This is a genomic window from Bacillus sp. B1-WWTP-T-0.5-Post-4 (genome assembly GCF_009183795.1).
GTDB classification, from domain to species: domain Bacteria; phylum Bacillota; class Bacilli; order Bacillales; family Bacillaceae_G; genus Bacillus_A; species Bacillus_A cereus.
Genome location: NZ_WEIJ01000006.1, coordinates 171,567 through 196,161, shown reverse-complemented (window position 1 = coordinate 196,161; position 24,595 = coordinate 171,567). Strand labels below are relative to the sequence as shown.

Below are 24,595 nucleotides of genomic sequence, written 5' to 3'. Positions count from 1 at the left end.
CAACTCAATTTCGTGAAAAAACACTTTCTTTGCCGATTCCACACTTCTTTTGTCGCACTAGAAGGGAACTTACTTCATAGCTCGAAATCATTCAACAGGATATATATAGGAGGGATTATTTTGGAATATAAAACACCATTTATCGCAAAGAAATTAGGTGTTAGCCCAAAGGCTGTTGTCCGGATCGCGCAACAATTAAATCTTACGATAGAGAAAAACAAATATGGCCACTTTATTTTCACACAAGAGGATGTCGATCAAATGTTAGAACACCATCGATTTCAAATAGAGCAATCTCAAAATTCTCAATCTACTCAAAAGGCTTCCTCAAATGAAGTTGAGGAATTAAAAACTCAAGTTAATACAATTGTTCAAAACATATCATCGAATGATTTTGAGCAATTAGCTAATCAATTAAACACTATTACGAGAAGACTTGATCGAATGGAAGAACAAATGCAAGATAAGGCAAATGATGTCGTCACGTACCAACTTTTACAACACCGTCGTGAAATGGAGGAAATGTTAGAGCGAATTCAAAAGTTAGAAGCTGCCCTAACGAAAGAAGAACCCATTTATATTACTCCGGATTCAAAACCAACATATGAACGAGAAAAGAAACCGAAGCGCCGCAAAATGATTTTTAGTATATTTGGATTATAATTTTTAGACCCTTATTAAAATAATAAGGGTCTTTTTTAATGAAGAGTTATATCCTATACAAATATTATTCTCTTTATTATACATATTCACTTCGCTTTATTTCGTTAACATAATATTTTTACTGTATTCTGTAATTAATGCCTGTGCATGAGCATTCCCTTGAATCACATCACGAAATTCTTTTAAAGAATACAAATGCGTAACCCCTTTTCGAGCATGAATTCTTACTGGTACACCTTGTAAAGTATCATGAAACTGAAAAGGATTATCTATTGGTTCAATTGGAAAACCAAGTGTAAGTAAATACATATACATTCTTTTTGTTACTGCTGCAATGTACCATTCAGCTTTTGTTTCTAACGCATGTATAAATAAAATAGCTGTTAGCCTTTTGAAATGTCCTCTTCCACGAGACGTTTTCGAAATACTTAACTTGCCTATTTCATATACATTCTTCAAATCTTTTACTAAATCATTTTTAGAAAACGGATAGAAAAACTCAGAATTTGATTGTTCAGGTACCGTATACTTAATACATTCTACTGTACCAATAGGATGTTCATCTTCTATTAATAAAAATCGTGATGGATTTAAATTACGTTCTACGAACATTAAGTTTCTTTCTTCACAAAAATCTCCCCATAGTTGCTCGAACCCAAAATGTTCTTCCTTTGTTTGAACACGCTGGAACATATTTAACCGCCTTTCCCATCGCCGCTCTGTTTTTTGATAACGCTTTCACTATCTATCATATAAGAACAAATCTTCGTATGCAACTAAAAATATTTATGACTTATTATATTCTGCAAAATGAATTAGATTCCAATTTAATCGACTTTTATCCCGCGCTCACATTCCTTTTAATAACACATTTGTAGCACTTTTCAAATCTCAATTACACTACGTTTCTTTCCATACAGCATATAATTCTTCTTAATCTAAAGAAATCCTTTATGAAAAAGGATTTCTTTTACTTCTTAATGCTTTTTAGCCATTTTTCAAAAATTTGTACCATCCCATGTTTTCCAGCTAATTTCTCTTCCCCTTGTTTCGTCTTATATGGATATAACTGCAAGAAAACACCGCATCCAGACTCAATTTTTTTACTATGCATATGGCTTCCTGGATATACACAAATGACTTCATAAATTGACCTTCGATAATAGACTCGCTTTCCATCCTGTTCTTCTACATACTTTATAGACCAGTACTTATACATTTGCTCAGTTGCTTTCGTATTTCCGACGTGCTGAAAAATATTGTACATTGGACTATACTTCACTTCAATAATAATAGAAGATTTATATACGTATTTCCCATCTTCTTTTACATAACAGTCTAAGCGAATATCTGGCTTCTTCGTATCCTCACCATTGTAAAAATTACTACCTTTACTTAATGCAATAAGAGGATGTGTTTCAATTAAGTCATTAAATGCGACATGCACCTTTATATCATCTCGTTCTAAAACTACTGTCGTTCCATCTTGTAATCCATCTACATAAAAATGTTCTTGTATTTGTTCACGGATGGAGTTTCTAGCCTCAAAACCAATTTGCTCTAAAAGTGAAATAACGATAAAAAAAGCGTAATATTCATACACTAAAAACGTTGGCTTATAAACAAATAATAATGATGGAGATTGATCCGTATATTGCGGGAGTACTTCTAAATGATGTAGTAATTGTTGATGTGGTATCGGTAAATCATGTAAGTTCATGTTACTTGTTTCAGTAACTTCCCTCCAAAATGAAGAGTGCATTAACATTTGAAAGTATTGTACATTTTCATGCACAATATGCGCCAATATTTTATATTCTTGTATTTTCATTGAGCTCTTTCGTAAATCGGCTTCTTTTAGTAAATGTATATTTTTATATTTTTGCTTCTCTCTATCGGTTACTGATCCATTACGCTCAATTGTTTGTATAATCGTTTTTACAGCTTGAAACTCTTCTGATTTTTTCTTTTTTTCTCTTTCTAAGATTTCAATTGTTTGACGTAAAAAACTTTTAGCTTCAATTAAATAATGATAAAATTGCATCGCTTTATATTTAAGAAATGCATTTTCCTTACTATTTTTTTGTTCCATAAACTTACGATTATAATGTTTGGCATAAGGTTTTCGTTCTGCCACTATAGTTCCTTTTCTTGTTGGCTTTCGCTCTTTTCCTTCCCATTTATATTCATTTATAAAAGTTGAGCTTGATTCTATTTTCTTAAAGATTTGCTTTATCATTTTCATTTTTTGCGGTAACTTTCTAAGTAACACTAAATAAGAAGAATCCTCAATATCGCTAAGTGCAGAGAAGGTCTTTTTATAGTAACCTCTATCCAAAATCAACTCATTTAAAATTGACTTCACATAGTCTTGAATCATTTCAAATTGATCATCAAAAAAGTTTTTCGGTACGATTTGAAATGCGCCATAATACGTTGTATCTTCTATACGCACTTCAAAATGGTATAGACCACAGCGCCATGGATAAAAGAATTCTGTTTTCCCATGTTCATATATTAATACTCTTTGTTTTTTTTCATTTATTTCATATTGAGCCTCTTTTATATTTTTCTGTCCCTCATATACTTTATTCCATATAAAAGTAATATTCATTGGGATTTCATAATTGTACTGTAATCTTATTGGTTTTAATTCTTGTACTTTATAAATACATTGAACTAATGCTGTAGTAGATGTACAAAGACGATTTAATAAAATATAATCTCCTTTCCCTTCATTTCCAATGATTAACTTTAATACAAAAGGGAGCGTTTCATTCGTATCAACGATTTTTGTTTCATAACGCCCTTCATTTTGCATATCCATACAACTCCAGTTCTCTACGTTTTTCTCGTATATATGCTAAAGAGTGTTCAAATGTAGATACTCTGTTTGCAAGTGTAGATTGCAAAAGAGGTACTAAGGTCGCCCCCCTTTTTGCTTCTTCAGAAAGTAAAGGCCCAACCATCATTTCGGTCCCTCTGATTTTCGTCAATACACGCTGCTTTATTTGTAAATCAAACCCCTCTTCTCTACTAATCATATAGGTATGGTTATTTTGAAACGGTATGTTTTGCAAATAAGTCGCAATTGCATTTGCACATCGGAAAGAAATTCCCTTAGACGCGTCATGTGATGACAATACGACATGCAACTTATCTAATAGCTCTAATTCTTCTTCAGAAAACACTTCAATCATCGCTTTATTTCTCATCCAATTTATCCGAAATTCTCCCGCCGTTACTTTCAAAGGTGGATGTAATACGACTTTCCCCTGTTCCATGCCCATCTCACAAAACGGAATTTTCTGTAACGTTATTAGGTTCGTTCGGTCTAATAATCGATCAGAGAGCTCTTTCGTTGTTTCATCAAAATTTACAGTACCTACAAATATAATATTTTCTCCAATTTCAATTGTTGATGGAATTGAATTCTCTATGTCCTGTACACCCTCATACAAGTTTAAAATACGATTTTTTGTTTCAAGTTCAAGAACAGATAGAAACGGAGTAAACCAATGCTCAATATGAGACATGTTCATTTCATCAAAAACGATTATATACAGTTGATTTGGATTTTCTTTCGCCTTCATTAACGTCCTAACTAACTTCGCTTCAGATTCAATAAAAGTACCATTTGGATGAAGGTAACCAAGTAAATCATGTGGTTCTTGATACGATGGCGAAATTGGAATCCAAACCAACTCTTCCCCATACTGTAACCCTAATGCTTCTGCATAAGTTTGCACAAAACGTGATTTTCCAACGCCCGGTATACCACCAAGAATCGTTAACATATTTGTTTTTACACTTATATGGAAATTATAAATATCCGTTTCATCCAAATATAACCCTTTATTATGCACCATACTTTGTACATACTGTAAAAAGGACGATTCACGCTCATCCCATTCCCATTCATCTTTTTGTATTTTTATATCCTCTACTTCAACTAGCTTACCTTCTTCATGCATTCGTTTTTTTAATTGCTCATACACATAATCACTTACAAAATATAATTGATCTTCTACCGCTATTTCTACATACTTCGTCCAGTCACTGCAGTTTATATATTTACATTCACGTTTCTGTTCAAAATAGGCGATTGAGCTAATTGATGACTTTAGGGATATGTTTCCGTACAGTCTTCCATCGTGCCACAATAATTCAGGAGGCTCAAAGTCTTTCGGAAATTTTGGCATAAGAAATGATAAATAACCGTTGCTAAGTTTTCGCTCTAAAGATTCTCTTTTTTTATGATTTGTAACTTTAGGTGCCGGAATCATTTTATAGCTGCTTGCTATTTCTTTCGGTTCTTCTGTACATATTAACTCCACGTATACATTTCCTCTTTCATAATAAAGACGAAACATTACTAATTGCTTTTCTAATTTCCTCTTCTTTAATTCCGAAAAGATTTTTTCATTCTTTTTATTGCTACATAACCCTTCAAATACATATGGTTCATTTATAAATTGTTCCTGTAAAGTGAATGGTATTGGCGATAAGCATTGTACAAAAAAATTCTCTCCACTCTTCTCTTTCTCAGCTTTTGTAAATTTCCCTAAAAATCTCATATAGTACATTCGTTTTATAAAACTTGGCTGAAGAGCTTTATGTAATTTCACCTTAGTCACCTTCTTTTTTCATACTATTCTTAGTGTATGAAAGAAACGAAAAACTAGAAATAAAAAACCTGACGTTATCCGCCAGGTTCAAAATAAAAACTTATATTAATGAGAAGGAAATGCTTTTTTCTCTTGTAAAATTGCATTATGAGCAATTTTCATTTTCGCAAGTACGTAACGTAATCGATCTTCAGCGTTTTCATCTTTACTTATTTGTAATTCCGCCAAATTTTCAACAGAACTTGCTAAATTTTCAATGACTCCTCTTAGTTCAGGATGATGATTAAAAAAAGATTCTTGCACTAATACTTTCCTTAACTCACTAGCTAAATCAATTATTCTAGACAACTGTTCTTTTTCTTCCATTCTCATCCCTCCTGAATATCTTATGTAGTAAATATTCTCTAAACAAAGAAAAAAGCCCTTTAAATGAAAAGGACTTTTTACATTTTTATATTTCCAGTTAATAACATATATATGGATGTGATAGCCGCAACAATAATTGCCCACATCACATACTTCTCTGCACCTACAAAGCAACGGTTCCCTTGTTCTTTTCTTGCAAACGTGTAAACAATAATTCCAATTCCATACACAATTGAAACGAGTAGTAAATTCTTTAAACCAGCTGCATAAAGAAGCCATACAGAGTAAATAGAAGCAATTAAAGCTAACGCTCCATTTTTTAATTTAGCGTCTTTTAACTCGTTTGTAATGACTAATTTAAATTGGAATAACGCTGATAATAAATATGGTAATAAAATTGATGTTGATGCAATGAAATACATAATTTGATATGTTGATTCCGAAAACAAAACGATGATAAATATAATTTGGGCAACACCATTTGAAATCCATAATGCCATGTGCGGTGTTTGCTTCTTATTTGTTTTCGTAAAGACTCTCGGAAATACGCCATCTTTTCCTGCTACATGAGAAATTTCAGAAACAAGTAAAAACCAGCCAATTAATGTACCGATAAGTGAAGCAACTAATCCGATGTTAATCGCAACTGCACCCCATGGACCAACAACGTGCTCTAATACATGTCCCATTGACGGAGTTTCTAACACAGAAAGTTCGCCTCTTGTCATAGCTCCCATTGACAGGACAGAAATTAAAATATAAATGGACATTACTAAAATAAGTCCCAATACTGTTGCCTTACCAACATCTCGACTATTCTTCGCTCTTCCAGATAATACAACCGCTCCTTCAACTCCAATGAAAACCCAAAGTGTTACAAGCATTGTATTTTTCACTTGACCAAGTATAGCGGAAAGTGAGATCGTTCCTTCTCCCCAAAAATCATGTGTAAATGTGTCCCAGCGAAAGGCTGTTACCATTACAACAATAAATAAAACGATTGGAACTAACTTCCCTATTGTTGCGATCACATTCATAATAGAAGCTTCACGGATTCCAAATAAAATTAAAAAATGAAGTGTCCATAATAAAAGTGATGCCCCAACGATAGACGCAACATTATTTCCTCCTTTGAAAATTGGAAAGAAATAACCTAATGTACTAAACAGTAACATAATTGTTGCGACATTACCTAAGATTCCTGCTAGCCAATATCCCCAAGCACTATTAAATCCAATGTATTCACCGAAACCAGCACGTGCATAACTATAAATTCCACCTTCAAGTTCCGGTTTTTGTCTTGCTAACGTTTGATATACGAGCGCAAGTGGAATCATTCCCATCGCTGTAATACACCAGCCAATTATTATTGCACCACTGTTTGCTCCTACTGCTAAATCATGCGGTAAACTAAAAACACCGCCACCAACCATTGTTCCAACTACTAATGCGATTAATGGAAAAAATCCTAACTTCTTTTCTATTTGTACCACCCCATCTGTCATTCTAGGTGTTATGTTCGTTCAACTATTAAAGTCACCTTTTTCTCTAATAGACGTTTCTCTTATATTTTTTCAGGAAAACATTACTTATTCTAAAAGAAAATGAGCAAAAATGGAATACTTTTTTGAAAAAATGTATAAGTATGCACAAAAAAACCGCTCATTTTGTAATGAACGGTCATTTCAAACATATAAATTTGTATATTTCTTGTAAATTTAACGAAGTAACTTCTCTTTTTGTAAAAATTGTTTTGCGACTTCTTCACTACTTTTACCATTTACGTTAACTTCATAATTCATTTTTCGCATTTCTTCATCTGTAATCTTTCCAGATAATTTATTTAATACCTTTTCAAGTTCAGGATATTTCTGTAACGTTTCTTTTCTTAATAATGGTGCTCCTTGATAAGGTGGGAATAACCCTTTATCATCTTTCAGCACTTTCAGTCCGTATTGCTCCAATTCACTATCTGTTGAATATGCATCAATTACGTTAACATCTCCAGATTCAATTGCGCTATAACGCAGCTTCGGCTCCATCGTTTTAACATTCGAGAACTTATAGTTATATAATTTTTGCATTCCTTTATAACCATCTTCACGATCAGCAAATTCCAATGTAAATCCTACTTTGGCTTCCTGCGCAACATTCCCTAAATCAGAAATTGTATTTATATTCTTTTGATCTGCTATTTTTTTCGGCATAGCTAGTGCATATGTATTGTTATACTCCATTGGCTTCAACATAATCATATTATATTTCTTTTCCATTCCAATGCGAGCCTGCTCATATACTTCATCACGATTTGTACTCTTTGGTTCTTCTTTCACGAAAGTAGATAAAGCTGTTCCTGAAAATTCTGGGTATATATCTACTTCCCCTGATTTCAACGCTTCAAATACAAATGCTGTTTTTCCAAGACCTGGTTTTAATTGTACGTGTAAATCTGTATCTTGTTCAATAAGCTGCTTATACATTTGAATTAAAATTTCAGGTTCTGATCCAAGTTTGCCCGCAATAACAATATCTTTCTTTTCTGTACTCCAAAGAAATGGAGAAGCAATCATTATACAAACAATACATATCGTCAATATAACACGCTTAGAAGAGCGTTTCGGTCGTTCAAGTATGCGAAGTACTATATCAAAGAATAAAGCGAGTAACGCGGCTGGTACGGCCCCTAAAATGATAAGTGCATGATCATTTCGATCTATACCTAATAGTATAAGCTTACCGAGCCCACCAGCACCAATGAGAGCTGCTAATGTAGCCGTTCCAACAATTAATACCATCGCTGTACGAATACCAGCCATAATGATAGGCAATGCAAGAGGAAGTTCTACCTTCCACAATCTTCTCCAACTATTCATCCCCATAGCTTTCGCGGCTTCTATTAGAGATTCATCTAATTCCCTTATTCCTGTATATGTATTTCGTAAAATAGGTAATAGTGCATACACAACTAATGCGATAATCGCTGGAAGTTTTCCGATTCCTACTAATGGAATTAATAGTCCGAGTAATGCAAGTGATGGCACTGTCTGCATTACTGCAGAAGTTCCTATTATAAATTCAGCCATTCGTTCTTTTCTTGTTAATAAGATGCCAAGTGGCACCGCTATAATTACTGCAAAAAATAATGAAATAAGCGATATTTGTAAATGCTCACTTAATGCAGTTAGTAATTCTATTTTTCGTTCTTGGAACGTTTGTATAAAATTAGTCACTGTTTAGCCTCTTTCCTTCATTTGTTCAACAATGTAATTGACAATATGACGACTTGTTAACGTTCCAATATATTGACCGTTTTTTTCAACTGGAACGACCTCCTCATTACGCACACGAACTAACGCTTCTTGTAAAGAAGAATGTAATGATAGCGCCTTCCCTTCTAATTGCACACTTTGATCGAGCGGCAATACATCTGCTATACTTTTCCCCTCATACCAAGTTCGCCCACGATTTCCAATGAATTCCTCTACAAATTCATTTTTCGGATTATGTATAATTCCTTCTGGTGTATCTAGTTGAACAACTTTTCCTTCTTTCATAATACAAATGCGATCTCCAAGTGATAATGCTTCTTGCATATCATGTGTTACGAATACGATTGTTTTTTGAATCTTTTTTTGCAACTGTACAATATCCTTCTGAAGCTGTTCCCTACTTAATGGATCTAACGCACTAAATGGTTCATCCATAAGAACGATTTTCGGGTTTGCAGCTAATGCTCGCACGACACCGACACGTTGTTTTTGTCCTCCTGACAATTCATCAGGCATACGATTTCGATAAATATCCGGATCTAATCCAACCATATGTAACAATTCATCGACGCGTGCTTTAATTTCTTTTTTGCTCCATTGCCTCATTTCAGGAACAACTGCAATATTTTCAGCAATTGTCATATGAGGAAACAAAGCAATCTGTTGCAACACGTATCCTATATCCCAACGTAATTCGTTTATATTATATTGTTGAATATCTTTTCCATCGATTAAAATCGATCCTTCAGTCGTTTCGATTAAACGATTAATCATCTTCATTGTCGTTGTTTTCCCGCATCCACTCGGACCGATGAGAACAAAAAATTCTCCCTTTTTAATTTCTAAATGCAATGAATCCACTGCTTTCGTGCCATCTTCATACGATTTTGACACATGATTAAATTGAATCACAAATACAACTCCTTTAATGTTGTTTCCTTTATTTTGATGGAATATGGCATTCATTTCAAATGATACGCTTTTAAATTAAAAAAGAGCTCACATTTGAGCTCTAACGGTCGAACAATATTGTTTTCATAATAGCAGCATATTCGCGAACATACATTTTTCTCTTAGAACGAATTGGCGTTTCAGCAGCTAGTGCCTCCATCTTCATGCCTAAACGCTTTGCAATTATTTTCGTTCGATATAAATGATACGTATTACTTACAACTACCGCATGTTTCACATTATATAAATCCATACTAAACTTTAAGTTTTCATACGTATTTGTAGATTGATCTTCTATTAAAATACGACTCTCATCTATACCGTGTACCATTAAATAGTTTCTCATGCAGTGAGCTTCCGGTATATCTTCATCTTCTCCTTGACCACCTGAAACAATTACTTTCGCTTCAGGATGTGAAAATAAATACTCCAACGCTACATCCAAACGATTTTGAAGAGATAAAGACGGTCTATCTCCAAATAACTTTGCACCCAGTATAAGAACGTACGGAGAGTGATAGCTCAACTTTTCACGAGCAACTTTGTTCATTCTAAACGTCATATAAATGATGTATAGTGGCGGTAATAATAAAATGATAAGAAAGATCCATTTGTTCATAAATAAGTTTGCACTCCCTTTCTTTTTATTATACAGAAAAAGAAAGGGCGGCAGAAGTGTTTTTTTAAACGATTGATTTATTAGAAACATTCGCCGCTACTTTACGTTGTGATAGTACATAATAAATAGCGATTCCTAATGAGAAGATCAATATGCAGCTTAATACGTAAAACGGAAGCATTACTCCGGCTTTAGATACACCCGCTATAAACAGCATTAATAATACAATTCGTATTCCAGTACCAATTAGGCGAAATAAGCTGTCTACACGTCCCATTACTTCGTTTGGAATTTCCTCCATCATCAATACATTTCTCGCCACTCTTGTACCCGCATTTCCAACTGCATGAAAAATTGCAAGTCCATATAAGAAAATTACGGAAGGTTCAATAATCATTGCGGTAATTGAAATTACATAAATGAACATCGTCATAACGATTGAAACTTCTGTTTTGATATATTTCATTATGAGTGGAATACAGATTCCTGCAACAACCGCTCCAACCCCGTACATCATCCCCTCTATTGCGTATACAGAGGCATTGGCTTTAAGTATATCCGAAATATAAACTGGTATTAAATAATTTGCCATCATAACACCTATAAACGGCATATAAGTGGCCAGTAAGAACCAAAAGAGCTTAGGACGTTTTTTCATAAAGTGAATTCCTTCAAACAATTGCTTCTTAAATGTTATTTTTCTTTTCACTTCTTTTTTCTTTACGTACGGTATACATAAGAAAAGAAAAAATGCTCCAGCAAAAGTTAACATGTCTACTAACAAAATCCACTTCAAAGATACAATTTCAATTAAGAAGCTCGCGGCCGCTCCAGAAATAACTTGTGTTAACTGTCCTTGTATTTCCATCGTTCCACTTAAACTTTTATAATGTTCTGCTTGAAATATCTCTTGGTTGAACGCAAATATTGTAGGATAAAATAATAAATAGTAGAATGATCCGGCTATATAAATAAGAATATAGTGAATAGAATGATAAGGTTGCCCAGCAAATCCCCATATAACCATTATTCCGATTACGGCTATTCCGATTCCTTCGTTACATAGCAATAAAGATTTTCTTGAAAAACGATCAATACTTTGCCCAATGAATGGTGTTAATAAAAACATAATGAGGGTTGCAATGATAGAAACATAACCAAATGTTGTCTCTCCTCCACTCTCTTTAATTAACAGCCAAGGAATCGTTATCATAACAATTCCGGAACCAATAGCAGATAGACTATTGGCTCCTAGAATGTAATACAAGCGAGAATCATGATAAAGTGAGGACATATCACTCCACTCCTAGTTGTTTTTTCACCTCTTTATATACGCTCATATATGCTTTCAATTCTTTAACTACATCATGAATTAATGGTTTTGCATCTTCCCCAAGTTCACCATCTTGCACATGTAATCCATCAAGCACAACTTGTTTTGGAATTGCATTTGCATAAACACCTCTAGCGACCGTTCGCATGCTGTTTAATGCATTTATTCCACCTTTACCGCCACCAGCAACCGCTAACAACGCAACTGGTTTATGAATAAATTCACTACTACTTAAGTAATCTAAAGAGTTTTTCAGCGCACCGCTCATCGCATTATGATATTCTGGTGTACATAATACAACCCCATCCGCAGCTTTCACTAACGTTTTTAATTTTTTTACTGCCTCTAAATCACGTTGCGACTCTTCTCCATTGTATAAAGGTAACTCCTCAATTGCTAAATCATATAATTCCCCTTCAAATTGATCCGCAATATATTTTGCCACCACGCGAGTTCTACCAAATTTTCTTGGTGTACCGTTAATAACGACTAGTTTCATGATTATTTCTCCCCTTTGTTTTCAAGTTCTACTTATATATTATCAGAAATTTCTATACAAAATACAATATAAAGAGTTAACTTGTTTCATAAAATAGTATGATAAACAAAAAAGAACTCATACTTTCGTATGAGTTTCGTACAATTACTTTGATTCATCTCTCATGCTCAATGTACCTAAACTTTCATTTGCTTCAAAATGATTATATGCTTTTTCCGCTAATCTTTTCCGTTCTTCTGGTAATTCTATATATTTCATTACGTTTTCAATTATTTTTTCGTACGGAGTAAATACAATTCCTGGCCACTCTACCTCATCTTCTGGATTACTATTTTCGGAAATAATAAATTTCTTATTTGCGACTGCATAAGATACGCGAGGTGTTTCAAGAATTCCTGATAAGTAAAAATGAATATTTAATATAATTTTAGCTCTAGCAATCAATTCATTTCGAACAATTCCCCACGCATTATTTTTAAAAACTATATTTAAATTCGGGGCAATCGCTTTTAGATGATCAAAAATAGCTTGTCGCCTCGGATTAAGAGCACCTATAAACAGAATATCAATATCTTCAATAATCTCATCTTCAAACGCATCTTTTTTTATTTCCAAAGTTGGAGCATAGTTCATTTCTACATGTTTTATTTCTTTTCCTACCCCTTTTTGTTTAAGCCATTCTATATTTTGTTTACTATAATCCCAAATCACTCTATCTTTTAATAATATTAAATAAAGGGGATGCGCATATGGACTTCCTTCGTATAGCTGTTCTAAATTATAAATAATTGCATCTTTCGGAAGAAGGTTCGGGTTATATGCGTATGTATGGGCTCCAAAAACAACTGTATTCTTTACATTTTCCAGTATTGTTTCTGATATAATTACTGTATTTCCCTCCTGCTCCAACCGCCACTTTAAAGCTCGCGCAACATCTATGAAACTACCGTATGTCTTTGGGCATATAAAAAGACAATAATCATATTCTTTATTCAAATAAACTTCCATTAATCTTAAATTATTTTTATATAGATCTACATCCGGATGTTTAAGTACCAACTCATTTGCATGTTTTCTTGCTACTTTATATAATCCAGCATAATAAGCAGCGATGCATCTTCTTAATTCGATTCTTTCCCGATCTTCATCTAATACATCCATGTTTAAAAGAAGATTTGCGATACAATACGCTTTTAAATGATCACGATCATAATAATAGTCTAGTAGTGGCATCAATTCTTCATACGTATTTCCATGCACCGATTCTCCTAGTTCAATCGCCCATCGCATTAATTCCATGATTACTCCACTACTCCTTTAATCGAAAATGTATTTAATAAAATTTCGCATTATTCTCTACTATATTTGCTATATGAAATGGAATCTTTTCTTTTATCGATTCCAAATACTTTTGCGAAACCGCCCCTAAATGTTTTTTATGAGGTATATAGAAAGCACTAATAGAAATTTCATAGTCAAATAAGTAATCATACACATGATAATCTACAAATAGTAGATCATCCTTTGGAAAAGGAATTTCCTTCCCTTGCAGAGCATACATCAAAGCAATATTGTTTTGAGATCGTAATCGATACAACCTTGCAAGTTGGTATAATGGTTCAGCCCGGGTTGGTCTATATTCCCACGCTTTTTGAAAATAAAAAACAGCTAATGCTAAATATTGCTCTTCTTGCCCTTTAACAGTTTCTTTTTCATCAGCATCTGTCACTTCATTTTGTTTATTTGCTGAACGATTTGCTAACTGCTCATAACAAAATCCTATTCGCAATAACGAATAGAATACCTCTTCAACCCATCCTCCTGCTTCCACTCGTTTTTTATACCATTTAATTGAATCTTCAAATTGACTTAAATGAAAATAAGTCTGAGCTAAATAAAATAAATATCTTATATGCAAATCTGGCGTTGTTTCTGGGTCGTTTATTCCCTGTAACAACAACCTCTCATCTCTTTCAAATTTATCAGCTTTGCTCCCGCCATCTCCGGGATCATTCACGACAAGAGTCTCTAACCGAGCTACCCTCGTATTGTAATTCGCTCCAACTTTTGAACGATCTATATCCCAATACTCATGAGTAACACCGACAGATTTCCATGGTAAAGAAGCTTTCAAAAGACGTGTAAGCCAATATTTAATATGAACATCATATTGTAATGTAAGATAATGATCTTCCGTTAAGCTCGTTTTATCGAAATTCGGATCAACCTCTAAAATCATATCCGCATCTAATATTAATAAATAATCTGCTTCTGGGTATGTTTTTTGCGCTAACGAAACAGCTAAGCTTCTGTTATAACCAAAGTTTTTAAACGGCTCATGATGAACCGTCCCAGGTATCTCATTTTCCTTACACCAATTTTCAATAATTTCAGGCGTATTATCCGTCGATCCAGTATCACAAATAGAAACAAAGTCTACAATTGATTTTGTTGCATTTAAACATCTTTCCATAATTCTAGACTCATTTTTGACAATCATACAAAGACATAACTTTTTTTCTTCCTTTACAGACTTCACTTGCTCATTTCCCATTTAACCACCTCATATTTTATTAACACGCTCTTCTCATATGTAACAACATTTCTTAGCTATACTGATGACATAAGCACCCTTTTACTATTTATGAAAACTTCATTTTATTTATTCTTACTTTTATGTTGGGACATATTTCATGCTTCGCTTTATATTTGATACAATCAATACAAAAAACATAATACGGGAATCCGTACATTTCAAAGTCTAAGAGGAGGTTATATTTTGTTGGATTACATTTGGCTAGATGACAAATCACCAATTTTAGAACAACTACCAAGAAACTTTAAATCTGCAGCTATATTGCTACATCCTTTTATCCAAATGCCTTTAGGATAGGAAAAGTCTGTGAGAAAAAGACCATATGAGCACATCTATCCTAGCGCTGAAGAAATCATTTATAATGGGAAATCCGTTTCTTGGAAGGAAATGATGTCTTGTAGTGGATTACATTCATACGCAGACCTAGCAATGGCCATGTTGACTTCCATTAGTGCCCTTTCAGAAGAATATAAAAGAGAGGATTTAGCTGAAAAGCTACATTCAAACTTAAAAAAAGATCTTTATTATCCAACAGAAGATTATACGTCTATATTTTTATTACACAAATTACTTAAACTCCTCGGTTCTAAAGGTGCAAAAAATCTATATTTCTCTGAACCAATTCTTGATACAAACGGATTATTACAGGTAAATAATACTACTCCATTAGATATTTGGGACATTAGCAATAATGAGTTAATTATTACTGGAGAAGACAATGAGTATGCGTTTATGAGTATATACGATTCCTTTACAACCTTATTATTAGCTAAAGAAGAAAATATAGAATATATTGTTCAATCAATGAATGTTGAAGCTGTCATTTGTGACAAAAAAACGATGATTGATTGGTATTTTTAAATTAGTAATTTCTTAAACTATAAAAAAGAAACTTGCGCTTATGCACAAGTTTCTTTTCAAAAACATCCTTATTTTTTTACAACTTCATGTCCACCGAACTGATTACGTAGTGCTGAAACTACTTTTCCATGGAATGTATCATCTTCCTGAGAACGATAGCGCATAAATAATGACATCGCGATTACTGGTGCCGCTGCTTGTAACTCAAGCGCAGTTTCAACAGTCCATTTCCCTTCTCCTGAAGAGTTCATTACACCTTTAATGCCATCAAGTTTAGGATCATCTGCAAATGCTTTTTCAGTTAAGTCCATTAACCAACCGCGGATTACTGATCCGTTCGCCCATACTTTTGCAACATCTTCATAATTGAAATCAAAGTCACTCTTATCTAGTACTTCAAATCCTTCAGCAATTGCTTGCATCATGCCGTATTCAATACCGTTATGAACCATTTTTAAGAAATGACCACTACCAACGCGGCCAGCATAAGAATAGCCATTTTCTACTGCTAAATCTTTAAATAAAGGTTCTAATTGGTCGTAAATTTCTTTTTCTCCACCAACCATTAAACAAGCACCGTATCTAGCTCCTTCTACACCGCCAGATGTACCGATATCTACATAATGTAATCCGAAGCTTTTTGCTTCTTCAGCACGGCGTAACGTATCTTTATAGAATGAATTTCCACCTTCAATAACGATATCACCTTCATCTAATAACGGATACACATCTTTTAATACTGACTCTACAACTTCTCCTGCAGGCACCATTACCCAAATTGTACGAGGAGCTTCTAGTTCAGCAATCATTTCTTTTAATGTATGACGTGCAGTAATTCCTAGTTTTCCTGCCTTTTCAACAAGCTCTTTATTTACATCGTATACAACTACTTCATGCTTGTCTTCATATAAGTGTTCAGCTAATGGGAATCCCATTTTTCCTAATCCAATTAATCCTAGTTTCATATTAATCAATCTCCTATTCTATACAAATATATTTAATATCGAAATTAGCCCAAGTGCTACTACAGATAATATAGTCTCCATTGCAGTCCATGTTAATAATGTTTCTTTCACAGTCATTCCGAAATACTCTTTAATCATCCAAAATCCTGAATCATTCACGTGTGATAAAATTAATGACCCTGCACCAGTTGCAAGTGCTAATAATTCAACATTTACACCTGGTGTGCTTGCTGCAATCGGCGCAACAATACCAGCTGCTGTCATCATAGAAACAGTTGCCGATCCAGTTGCAATTCGGATTAGTGCCGCAATTCCCCACCCTAATAATATCGGTGAAATATGTGATTCTTTCGCCATATCTGCAATTGTCGTTCCAATTCCAGAATCTAATAATACTTTATTAAATGCGCCGCCTGCACCAATCACTAACAATATGTTTGCAATAGGTCCAAGGCAATCATTTGTAAATTGTAACACTTTATCTTTTGAGAAACCTTTTGCATATCCAAGACTAAAGAAAGAGTAAATGGTTGCAATTAATAAAGCCACAATCGGATCTCCAATAAAGTGTAATACTTGTGCTAGTTGACTCGTTTTATTTAATGCAACTTCTGCTATTGATGCACCAAGCATAAGAAATACTGGAAGTAAAATTGTAAACAATGTATTCCAAAAGCTAGGAAGCTCTTTTTTATTATCTTTTTCAACAAATTGCTCCGCTATATCTAATGGTACTTCCTTATGTATACGAGCACCAATCCATTTCCCGTAAAGTGGACCTGAAATAATTGCAGTTGGAAGTCCGACAATTAACGCATATAAAATTGTCTTCCCTACATCTGCTTTAAAAATACCAACTGCCGCCATTGCCGCTGGATGCGGTGGAACAAGTCCGTGTACGACTGACAGTCCTGCTACTAGCGGAATACCAATTGTAATAAGTGATACCCCAGTTTCTAACGCAATTGTAAATACTAACGGAATTAATAGTACAAATCCAACTTGGAAAAATACCGGAATCCCTACTAAAAATGCAACGAACATCATCGCCCAGTGAACTCGTTTCTTCCCAAAACGATTAATTAATGTGTTAGCGATACGTTCAGCACCACCAGATTCGGCCATCATTTTTCCAAGCATCGTTCCTAGTGCTAAAACTATCGCTAAAAACCCTAACGTATTACCAAGCCCTAGTTTAATAGAATCAATAATCCCTGGATCTTTTGGTGAAGTTCCAATTAAAGGCATTCCCATTGCTAATCCTACACCAATTGCTGTTAAAATTAATGCGACAAATGGATGCCATTTTACTACCGTAATAAGTAAAAGTAGTATGACAACTGCCGCTAGTACGATCCCAACTACCATTTCTCCCAATCCCCCTATTGTTTACGTTGGAAAGCAGCTATACAATCAAATTCTTCTTTCAAGCGATTGTAAAGTCGTTCATACATATAAAACATTTCTAAATATATAGCCGTATTTTCTTTATTCGGTACATGGTGATGGACAATATCAATCCAATCCTTTACCTCTTCAAGAGAATCAATTTTTCCTACAGCATATAAAGCAACTGCCGCTGCCCCAAGCGCAGATGCTTCATGACTTTCAGGTACAAGCAATTCTTTTCCCATCATATCGGACAACATTTGTCTCCAAAATGCAGATTTTGCAAACCCTCCTGAAACTCGTATTTCAGTAAGTGGCCCTGTACAATCCCTGATTGCGAGTGCTACTGAATATACACTCATACAAACACCTTCCATCACTGCACGTATAAAATGTTCTCGCTTATGTTGAAGATTGATTCCAAAGAATGTACCACGAGCATTTGCATTCCAGTAAGGTGCGCGTTCTCCAGATAAGAAAGGTAAGAACAATAGCCCATCCGCTCCAGCTGGTACGCTTTCTGCATATTTAATTAATAAATCATAAGGATCAATGCCGAGCTTTCTTGCTACTTCTTGCTCTGGACTACCAAATTCATCACGTAACCATCTCAGTAATATTCCGCCGTTATTCGTTGGACCACCGATTACCCAGTGCTCATCTGTTAATGCGTAACAAAACGTTCTCCCTTTCTCATCTGTATTTATATTTGATGAGATTGTTCGAACCGCACCACTCGTTCCAATCGTAATTGCAGCCGCACCCGGTGATATCGCACCAACTCCTACATTTGCAAGAACCCCATCACTTGCTCCGATGACAATTGGTGTTTCTGCACTTATCCCCATCTTCTGTGCTAATTCTGGCTTCATACCTGATAAAATATATGTAGTTGGTACAGGGGTTGATAATTGTTCTGGTGACATATGTAACATAGTTAAAACATCTTCATCCCAGTTTAATGTTTCTAAATTAAATAACCCCGTAGCAGAAGCAATCGAATAATCAACTACGTAGCGTGAAAATAATTGGTAAATCACATACTCTTTAATGGAAATGAATTTATAGGCACTTGTATATAACTCTGGTTCCTCTTCTTTCATCCATAACAATTTAGAAAGTGGTGACATTGGATGAATCGGTGTACCTGTACGTCTATAAATCTCATGCCCATTCATTTGTTGTAATAATTTTTCTGATTGCTTCGTACTTCGATTATCTGCCCAAATGATAGAACGCGTTAATGGCGCACCATTTTCATCTACTGCAATTAATGCGTGCATAGCTGTACTAATACCGATTGAAGAAATATCTTCTGGTAATACATTACCTTTTTCAATGGCAACGCTTACACTTTTGTATACAGCGGCACATATTACATCAGGATCTTGCTCAGCCCATCCTACATTCGGTTGAATAATTGGGTAATCGATTGCATGTGATGCAATGACTTTTCCTTTTTCTGTGAACACAACCGTTTTTGTACTTGTGGTACCGATATCAATCCCGATTACTCTCCCCCTTGTTTCCATGCGAATCTTCCCTTCATTTCTAGCAAAATACGATTTAGTAAACCGTTTACATGAATTAGTATATAAAATATTTTTTCGTTTATCAAGTTATAAAAAGAAAATTTTTTTCATATCAAAAAATAAATCCCCTCATTCCATTTCACTTATATACTAAATTTAGCTTTTCCATGCGGTAAAATTACGTTATATTCGTTACGCAATACACTCTTTTCTCTCATTAACAACACATACATAGTCCTCCATACGTTCTACTTATTTGCTTGAAGAAAGAGTTGAAAAGCAATATTTATTTTTAGCGGTCACGTAACATCACCATCAAACCAAGAAAAGTAACTAACCGCAGAATGAGAATTCTGTGCATTTTACTCTTATTTATTGTTTTAGGTTCACTAGTCTTTTATCTTGATAAACATAGAGCGTGACCCCCTATTATCACTTTTTTATCTTGTAAATATATCTTGCATACTATAAAATCGAAAAGTATTTTTATTTTTCAGAAAAATAAAAACAATAACACGAAATTTATTGTATAATGTTGTAAAAAGATGTCGGAGGGATTTAATGTTAAATAAAATATCTCAATTCACAATTAAGCTTTCATCAATTCTTTTATCACTCTTACTATTATTAAATTTACCTTATTTATTTATTACTCAACACGGATTTACCTTTCAACCAATTTATTTTTTTAATCAGACCGTTACTATGTTAAAACAGGTTTTTTCCCCTGAATCATTAGTGATTATAGGATCAGACCCGAAGTTTGGCCATTTCAAAAAAACACCATTATTTCCAACTGTTTTAGAACCTTACCTATATTCATTTACTATATTATTTTTAGCCTTTTTTCTTGCTCTCTTTTTATCATCTAGCATGGCATTTTTTTATTTTTTAGCAAAAGATTATATAAAAAAATGGATAAACCGAATTGTGTTCATATTAGAAGCTGTCCCTGATATGATGATGATGATTTGTTTGCAAATTTTTTTCATATGGGTACTTCAGAAATTTGGGGAATCTCCTGTCACTATTATTTCCTTTAATGAAAATCGAGCTTATTTACTCCCTATTTTATCATTAGCTGTCTTACCTACATTACAAATGTTTCGGATGATGGTGTTATACATAAAAGAAGAGCAAGGAAAACATTACGTAGAGGTTGCATATGGAAAAGGCCTTTCATCAAGTTATATACTATGCATTCATTTATTCAAAAATATATCTATCCACTTCTTCCACCATTTAAAAACGATTTTTGTTTTCTTACTTTCTAATTTATTCATTTTAGAATTTGTTTTTAATATGGAAGGCATTATTCAATTTTTATTTAATAAGGCGTTTGTTTCACCTCCAGCTGCATTTATCATACTTGTTATGATTATTTTACCATTTTATGCTATTTTCCAAATAGTCTCATTCATGATGAATAGATGGAAAAAGCAATTGAAAGGAGTATCATTATGAAATCTATTTGGAAATCAAAACGCTTTTTAATCGGCTTTACTTATCTATTCATACTTATTTCAGCTAGTTTTATTTATAGTTGGTTCTTTAAAGATAACATCCCAAAACCTCCTCAGTTACTTTACAATGACAATAACGAATTACTTGGAAAGGCCCCCTTTCCGCCATCGTTAATTCCACCTTTTGGATCTGATCGTTTTGGAGAGTCTGTTTTCTTACAAATTGTAGAAGGAGCAAAATTCACTATTTTATTAGCCATGGCAATTAGCTTCTTTCGAATTTTATGCGGAACATGTATAGGAATCCTCTTAAGTTTATTTGCTCCAAAACTCAAAAGATTTTTCCAGTCATGCTCAGAAGTTTTTTATTATATTCCAACTCTATTTATCGCATTCATACTCATCACGCCCGTTAATATTATAATCACATCAAATGCTGATGGGGTAGATCCAAATATTTCATTTACGTTTTATCAAGTACTCGTACTTATTTTCGTCGCTCTGCCTACACTTTCTTTATACATATCCTCAGAGGTTGATGAATTTATGAAACAAGATTACATCTTAAGTTCACAATTACTGGGGGCTAGTCGTTTTCATATTATTAAAAAACACTTACGAGTCTTATTACTTGACCGCTTATTTGTATTATTTATGGAACATATCGTCCAAACACTCATACTCGTTATCCATTTAGCGCTGCTTAACATTGTAATTGGCGGCATACAAATGCGTGAACTCTATGACGGAGTGCTCAAACCTGTTTCTCTATCTAATGATTGGGCAGGTCTTATTGGATTAAATCGTAATGAAATGAATCTTTCATGGTGGATTATTTTTTATACTCTCGCTTCATTCTTTATTACGATTCTATTTATTAAGCTTATGACCATCGGGATTCAAGATGCACTGAAAGCAAGAGATTCGCAAATTGTAGCAATTCAAAACGTTCCAGATCATAAAAAATTTGTTAAACATAAAGATTCCTTTTCGTTTGCCAATAAAGTAAACCTTTAATCATTTCTCATTAATCAAGTATTAATTGGCATCGATATTAGTAGAAAATAAAGAAGATGATCCCTATTAAATACAGGGATCATCTTCTTATGCTGTCTAGCTTTTTTACATGTCCTTTGCTAGACTCATGCTTTTTATATTTAAAGTGAATTATTTGCAATCACAATTATGTTTTTTAAAATCAATTACCATACGCCCTTGAATTCTACCTTGTTCCATTTCTTCGAATACATTTTGTACTTTATCTAGAGAACAAGTTTGAACAACTGGCACTACTTTTCCTTCTGCCCCGAACATAAACGCCTCTTCCAAATCTTTACGAGTACCAACTAGAGAACCAACTACTTCAATTCCATCCAGTACAAGTCGTGGGATGTTTAAGTCCATTGTTTCTACTGGTAGCCCTACTGCAACTACTTTACCGCAAGCACGTACTGCATCAACTGCTGAGTTAAAGGCTACTTTAGAGACTGCTGTTACTACCGCAGCATAAGCGCCACCAAACTCCTCTTGCACAATTTTATCAGCAGGACCTTGAGAAATTGGATTGATAGTCATATCAGCACCAACTTCTTTCGCTAAGGCTAATTTGTCGTCATTAATGTCTACTGCGATTACCTTTGCACCAAATACACTTTTAGCATATTGGATAGCTAAGTTACCTAATCCACCGCAGCCATAGATTACAATAGGTTGACTAGGTTTAATATCTGATACTTTAATAGCTTTATATGTAGTTACACCAGCACAAGTAATTGATGATGCTTGAGCAGGATCTAATCCTTCTGGTACTTTTACCGCATAATCAGCTGTAACGATACATTGTTCAGCCATACCACCATCCACTGAATAACCAGCGTTTTTAACTTCACGGCAAAATGTTTCTCTACCAGTTACACAATATTCACAACGTCCACAAGATTGGAACATCCATGCAATACTTACACGGTCACCTATCTTTAGTGAAGTAACATCATCAGCTATTTTCGTAACAATACCTACACCCTCATGACCAAGAATACGGCCATCAGTGTTACCAAAATCATGATTCGCAACGTGTAAATCAGTGTGGCACACTCCACAATACTCTACATCTACTAACGCTTCACCTGAGTGTAACGGACGTAATTCTTTTTCAATCACTTCGATGTTTGCTTTGCTGTTTTTATTAACCACTACTGCTTTCATATGTGATCTCCCCTTTAGTGTTTTAGCATTTTAATGAGTTTATCTCACAACTACTTTCTTCACTACTTTGGCTAGTTATTGTACCAAATTTAAGTGTTCAATCATCATTACATCTTCATCATAACATGACACTTCATAAACAACTTGTGAAATTATGAACAATATTTGAATTATTACACAAATCGGTCTTTATTTTAAATTTTTAAAAATGAGAGTTTATCATTGACTATAAGTAAGTCACATATTTCTAAAACAAAATAAAGTAACAAACTTCTCACCGATAAAAAAGCTCTTCACTCAATATTTTCTACATGTAAACACTTAGTTTCACAGTAATATCCTTTGCCACCAACATAAACTTTTTCTATTTTATTTTTGCTATTGGTTGCTAATTTAACTAATATTTCAGAAGGCGAGTGTAGAGAATAACCTTGTTCAAATACATAGACTTCTTTTTTCAAGTAGTCCTGTTCATAAAGGTAGCAAGCTAATGCACCGTTCGAAGTTCCAGTCGCTGCTTCTTCATTGATGTCGTATAGCGGAGCAAAATTTCTGCATATAATTCGATTGTCATTAAAAGTATATAAATGCATCCCGACAACATTATAATACTTGCTGATTTCTTTAATTTTTTCAAAATTAGGTTGCAGTGCATATAATTGTATTTCGCTTTTTATAGGAATTAAAATATCTTTTAAGCCCGTGGAGACAATTTGAATTGGGTATTTATTGTCTATATCTTTACTATCAAAACAGTCGGTGAACTCATTTGGAGATACAACATCATAGAATATCGGTTTATTTTGTTCCATGAATATGATGTCATCTGTTATAGTAATAGTAAGAACACCGCTGTTCGTTTCAATCGTATAGCGATTCCTGAAAAGTTTATTTAAATGCATCAGTATCGCGAAAGAGCCAATTGTGGCATGACCACATAAATCAACTTCTTCTTTTGGAGTAAAATACTCAAATTTATAATCAGCAAGTTCAGATTCTGATATAAATGCGGTTTCCGCATAACCCAGTTGTTTGGCTATTTCCATTTTTTGAGTAGTGGTCAATGTATTTGTATTCTCAATAAATACCACTCCTGCTTTATTTCCGCCTTTATGATCCTTGCTAAATGCACTTGCAACATAAACAGATATTTTCATAAGACATCTTCCTCACTTATAGTAAATTATAGTATAGAAAGCACTACATATAAATTCCATTGGATAAATTATCCCTAAAATAAGAAACAAACTATTTTT

At 33.9% G+C, this 24,595-nt stretch carries 20 protein-coding genes and 1 pseudogene; 4 read left to right on the top strand and 17 right to left on the bottom strand.

Annotated elements, in window-relative coordinates; all coding sequences use genetic code 11:
* Positions 1-120 precede the first annotated feature (120 nt).
* On the top strand, positions 121-663 hold the full coding sequence (gene racA, locus GBN91_RS19480) for a chromosome-anchoring protein RacA (protein ID WP_000456023.1): 543 nt from the start codon (positions 121-123) through the stop codon (positions 661-663).
* A 96-nt stretch (positions 664-759) separates the two neighbouring features.
* On the opposite strand, the gene GBN91_RS19475 is transcribed toward racA, so the two are convergent.
* The 12 genes from GBN91_RS19475 to GBN91_RS19420 all read right to left on the bottom strand — a co-directional run bounded on the left by GBN91_RS19475 (position 760) and on the right by GBN91_RS19420 (position 14,882).
* Positions 760-1,356: a hypothetical protein gene (locus GBN91_RS19475; RefSeq protein ID WP_000487796.1), complete on the bottom strand. Its 597-nt coding sequence runs from the start codon at positions 1,354-1,356 to the stop codon at positions 760-762.
* Between the two features lie 277 nt (positions 1,357-1,633).
* Complete coding sequence (locus GBN91_RS19470) at positions 1,634-3,484, bottom strand: hypothetical protein (protein ID WP_001178737.1); 1,851 nt, start codon at positions 3,482-3,484, stop codon at positions 1,634-1,636.
* On the bottom strand, positions 3,474-5,291 hold the full coding sequence (locus GBN91_RS19465) for an AAA family ATPase (protein ID WP_000766194.1): 1,818 nt from the start codon (positions 5,289-5,291) through the stop codon (positions 3,474-3,476). The genes GBN91_RS19470 and GBN91_RS19465 overlap by 11 nt, the downstream gene beginning before the upstream one ends.
* 105 nt (positions 5,292-5,396) lie before the next feature.
* Positions 5,397-5,657: a hypothetical protein gene (locus GBN91_RS19460; protein ID WP_000391445.1), complete on the bottom strand. Its 261-nt coding sequence runs from the start codon at positions 5,655-5,657 to the stop codon at positions 5,397-5,399.
* 77 nt (positions 5,658-5,734) lie between these two features.
* Positions 5,735-7,162, bottom strand: a complete 1,428-nt coding sequence (locus GBN91_RS19455) for a basic amino acid/polyamine antiporter (protein WP_152122050.1) — start codon at positions 7,160-7,162, stop codon at positions 5,735-5,737.
* 213 nt (positions 7,163-7,375) lie between these two features.
* Positions 7,376-8,887, bottom strand: coding sequence for an ABC transporter permease/substrate-binding protein (locus GBN91_RS19450; RefSeq protein ID WP_000181014.1), 1,512 nt, complete (start codon positions 8,885-8,887; stop codon positions 7,376-7,378).
* A gap of 3 nt (positions 8,888-8,890) precedes the next feature.
* Positions 8,891-9,838 carry an ABC transporter ATP-binding protein gene (locus GBN91_RS19445; RefSeq protein ID WP_016122442.1) on the bottom strand — a complete coding sequence of 316 codons (948 nt, stop codon included), beginning with the start codon at positions 9,836-9,838 and terminating at the stop codon, positions 8,891-8,893.
* A gap of 100 nt (positions 9,839-9,938) precedes the next feature.
* Positions 9,939-10,496, bottom strand: a complete 558-nt coding sequence (locus GBN91_RS19440) for a YdcF family protein (protein WP_016122441.1) — start codon at positions 10,494-10,496, stop codon at positions 9,939-9,941.
* A gap of 64 nt (positions 10,497-10,560) precedes the next feature.
* Entirely contained in the window at positions 10,561-11,790 is a 1,230-nt protein-coding gene (locus tag GBN91_RS19435; RefSeq protein ID WP_152122048.1) for an MFS transporter, read from the bottom strand.
* A 1-nt stretch (position 11,791) separates the two neighbouring features.
* Positions 11,792-12,328, bottom strand: a complete 537-nt coding sequence (locus tag GBN91_RS19430; RefSeq protein WP_000780355.1) for an NADPH-dependent FMN reductase — start codon at positions 12,326-12,328, stop codon at positions 11,792-11,794.
* Positions 12,329-12,472: 144 nt separating this feature from the next.
* Positions 12,473-13,627, bottom strand: coding sequence for a CgeB family protein (locus GBN91_RS19425; protein ID WP_000422328.1), 1,155 nt, complete (start codon positions 13,625-13,627; stop codon positions 12,473-12,475).
* Positions 13,628-13,661: 34 nt separating this feature from the next.
* The gene (locus GBN91_RS19420; RefSeq protein WP_016122437.1) at positions 13,662-14,882 is read right to left on the bottom strand and encodes a glycosyltransferase; all 1,221 of its coding nucleotides are present in this window, start codon (positions 14,880-14,882) and stop codon (positions 13,662-13,664) included.
* Between the two features lie 139 nt (positions 14,883-15,021).
* Between GBN91_RS19420 and GBN91_RS19415 the strand changes: the two are divergent.
* Positions 15,022-15,785 (top strand): annotated as a pseudogene (locus GBN91_RS19415) (DUF2711 domain-containing protein).
* 68 nt (positions 15,786-15,853) lie between these two features.
* Here GBN91_RS19415 and gnd read toward each other — a convergent pair.
* From gnd to gntK, 3 genes are read right to left on the bottom strand one after another with little or no spacing between them, the layout of a single operon-like run.
* Positions 15,854-16,750 carry a phosphogluconate dehydrogenase (NAD(+)-dependent, decarboxylating) gene (gene gnd / locus GBN91_RS19410; RefSeq protein ID WP_000765994.1) on the bottom strand — a complete coding sequence of 299 codons (897 nt, stop codon included), beginning with the start codon at positions 16,748-16,750 and terminating at the stop codon, positions 15,854-15,856.
* An 18-nt stretch (positions 16,751-16,768) separates the two neighbouring features.
* Positions 16,769-18,118, bottom strand: a complete 1,350-nt coding sequence (locus GBN91_RS19405) for a GntP family permease (RefSeq protein WP_000260208.1) — start codon at positions 18,116-18,118, stop codon at positions 16,769-16,771.
* A gap of 14 nt (positions 18,119-18,132) precedes the next feature.
* Positions 18,133-19,671 carry a gluconokinase gene (gene gntK / locus GBN91_RS19400; RefSeq protein ID WP_000449999.1) on the bottom strand — a complete coding sequence of 513 codons (1,539 nt, stop codon included), beginning with the start codon at positions 19,669-19,671 and terminating at the stop codon, positions 18,133-18,135.
* A gap of 561 nt (positions 19,672-20,232) precedes the next feature.
* Between gntK and GBN91_RS19395 the strand changes: the two genes are divergently transcribed.
* Together GBN91_RS19395 and GBN91_RS19390 are read left to right on the top strand one after the other, a co-directional pair.
* A complete protein-coding gene (locus tag GBN91_RS19395; RefSeq protein ID WP_016122433.1) occupies positions 20,233-21,135 on the top strand; it encodes an ABC transporter permease subunit in 903 nt (300 codons plus the stop codon).
* The gene (locus GBN91_RS19390) at positions 21,132-22,151 is read left to right on the top strand and encodes an ABC transporter permease (protein WP_000836565.1); all 1,020 of its coding nucleotides are present in this window, start codon (positions 21,132-21,134) and stop codon (positions 22,149-22,151) included. The genes GBN91_RS19395 and GBN91_RS19390 overlap by 4 nt, the downstream gene beginning before the upstream one ends.
* A 150-nt stretch (positions 22,152-22,301) precedes the next feature.
* Here GBN91_RS19390 and adhP read toward each other — a convergent pair whose 3' ends face one another.
* Positions 22,302-23,339 (bottom strand): alcohol dehydrogenase AdhP, encoded by a 1,038-nt coding sequence (gene adhP, locus GBN91_RS19385; protein WP_016122432.1) that lies wholly within the window; start codon positions 23,337-23,339, stop codon positions 22,302-22,304.
* Between the two features lie 293 nt (positions 23,340-23,632).
* Entirely contained in the window at positions 23,633-24,496 is an 864-nt protein-coding gene (locus tag GBN91_RS19380; protein ID WP_016122431.1) for a PhzF family phenazine biosynthesis protein, read from the bottom strand.
* Positions 24,497-24,595: the final 99 nt, after the last annotated feature.

Coding starts and splice junctions, on each gene's coding strand:
- GBN91_RS19420 (WP_016122437.1), bottom strand. CDS start 14,882: ATGGGAAATGAGCAAGTGAAGTCTGTAAAGGAAGAAAAAAAGTTATGT.
- GBN91_RS19395 (WP_016122433.1), top strand. CDS start 20,233: ATGTTAAATAAAATATCTCAATTCACAATTAAGCTTTCATCAATTCTT.
- GBN91_RS19475 (WP_000487796.1), bottom strand. CDS start 1,356: ATGTTCCAGCGTGTTCAAACAAAGGAAGAACATTTTGGGTTCGAGCAA.
- GBN91_RS19440 (WP_016122441.1), bottom strand. CDS start 10,496: ATGAACAAATGGATCTTTCTTATCATTTTATTATTACCGCCACTATAC.
- GBN91_RS19380 (WP_016122431.1), bottom strand. CDS start 24,496: ATGAAAATATCTGTTTATGTTGCAAGTGCATTTAGCAAGGATCATAAA.
- GBN91_RS19455 (WP_152122050.1), bottom strand. CDS start 7,162: ATGACAGATGGGGTGGTACAAATAGAAAAGAAGTTAGGATTTTTTCCA.
- GBN91_RS19390 (WP_000836565.1), top strand. CDS start 21,132: ATGAAATCTATTTGGAAATCAAAACGCTTTTTAATCGGCTTTACTTAT.
- gntK (WP_000449999.1), bottom strand. CDS start 19,671: ATGGAAACAAGGGGGAGAGTAATCGGGATTGATATCGGTACCACAAGT.
- GBN91_RS19460 (WP_000391445.1), bottom strand. CDS start 5,657: ATGGAAGAAAAAGAACAGTTGTCTAGAATAATTGATTTAGCTAGTGAG.
- GBN91_RS19470 (WP_001178737.1), bottom strand. CDS start 3,484: ATGCAAAATGAAGGGCGTTATGAAACAAAAATCGTTGATACGAATGAA.
- gnd (WP_000765994.1), bottom strand. CDS start 16,750: ATGAAACTAGGATTAATTGGATTAGGAAAAATGGGATTCCCATTAGCT.
- adhP (WP_016122432.1), bottom strand. CDS start 23,339: ATGAAAGCAGTAGTGGTTAATAAAAACAGCAAAGCAAACATCGAAGTG.
- GBN91_RS19425 (WP_000422328.1), bottom strand. CDS start 13,627: ATGGAATTAATGCGATGGGCGATTGAACTAGGAGAATCGGTGCATGGA.
- GBN91_RS19435 (WP_152122048.1), bottom strand. CDS start 11,790: ATGTCCTCACTTTATCATGATTCTCGCTTGTATTACATTCTAGGAGCC.
- GBN91_RS19405 (WP_000260208.1), bottom strand. CDS start 18,118: ATGGTAGTTGGGATCGTACTAGCGGCAGTTGTCATACTACTTTTACTT.
- GBN91_RS19430 (WP_000780355.1), bottom strand. CDS start 12,328: ATGAAACTAGTCGTTATTAACGGTACACCAAGAAAATTTGGTAGAACT.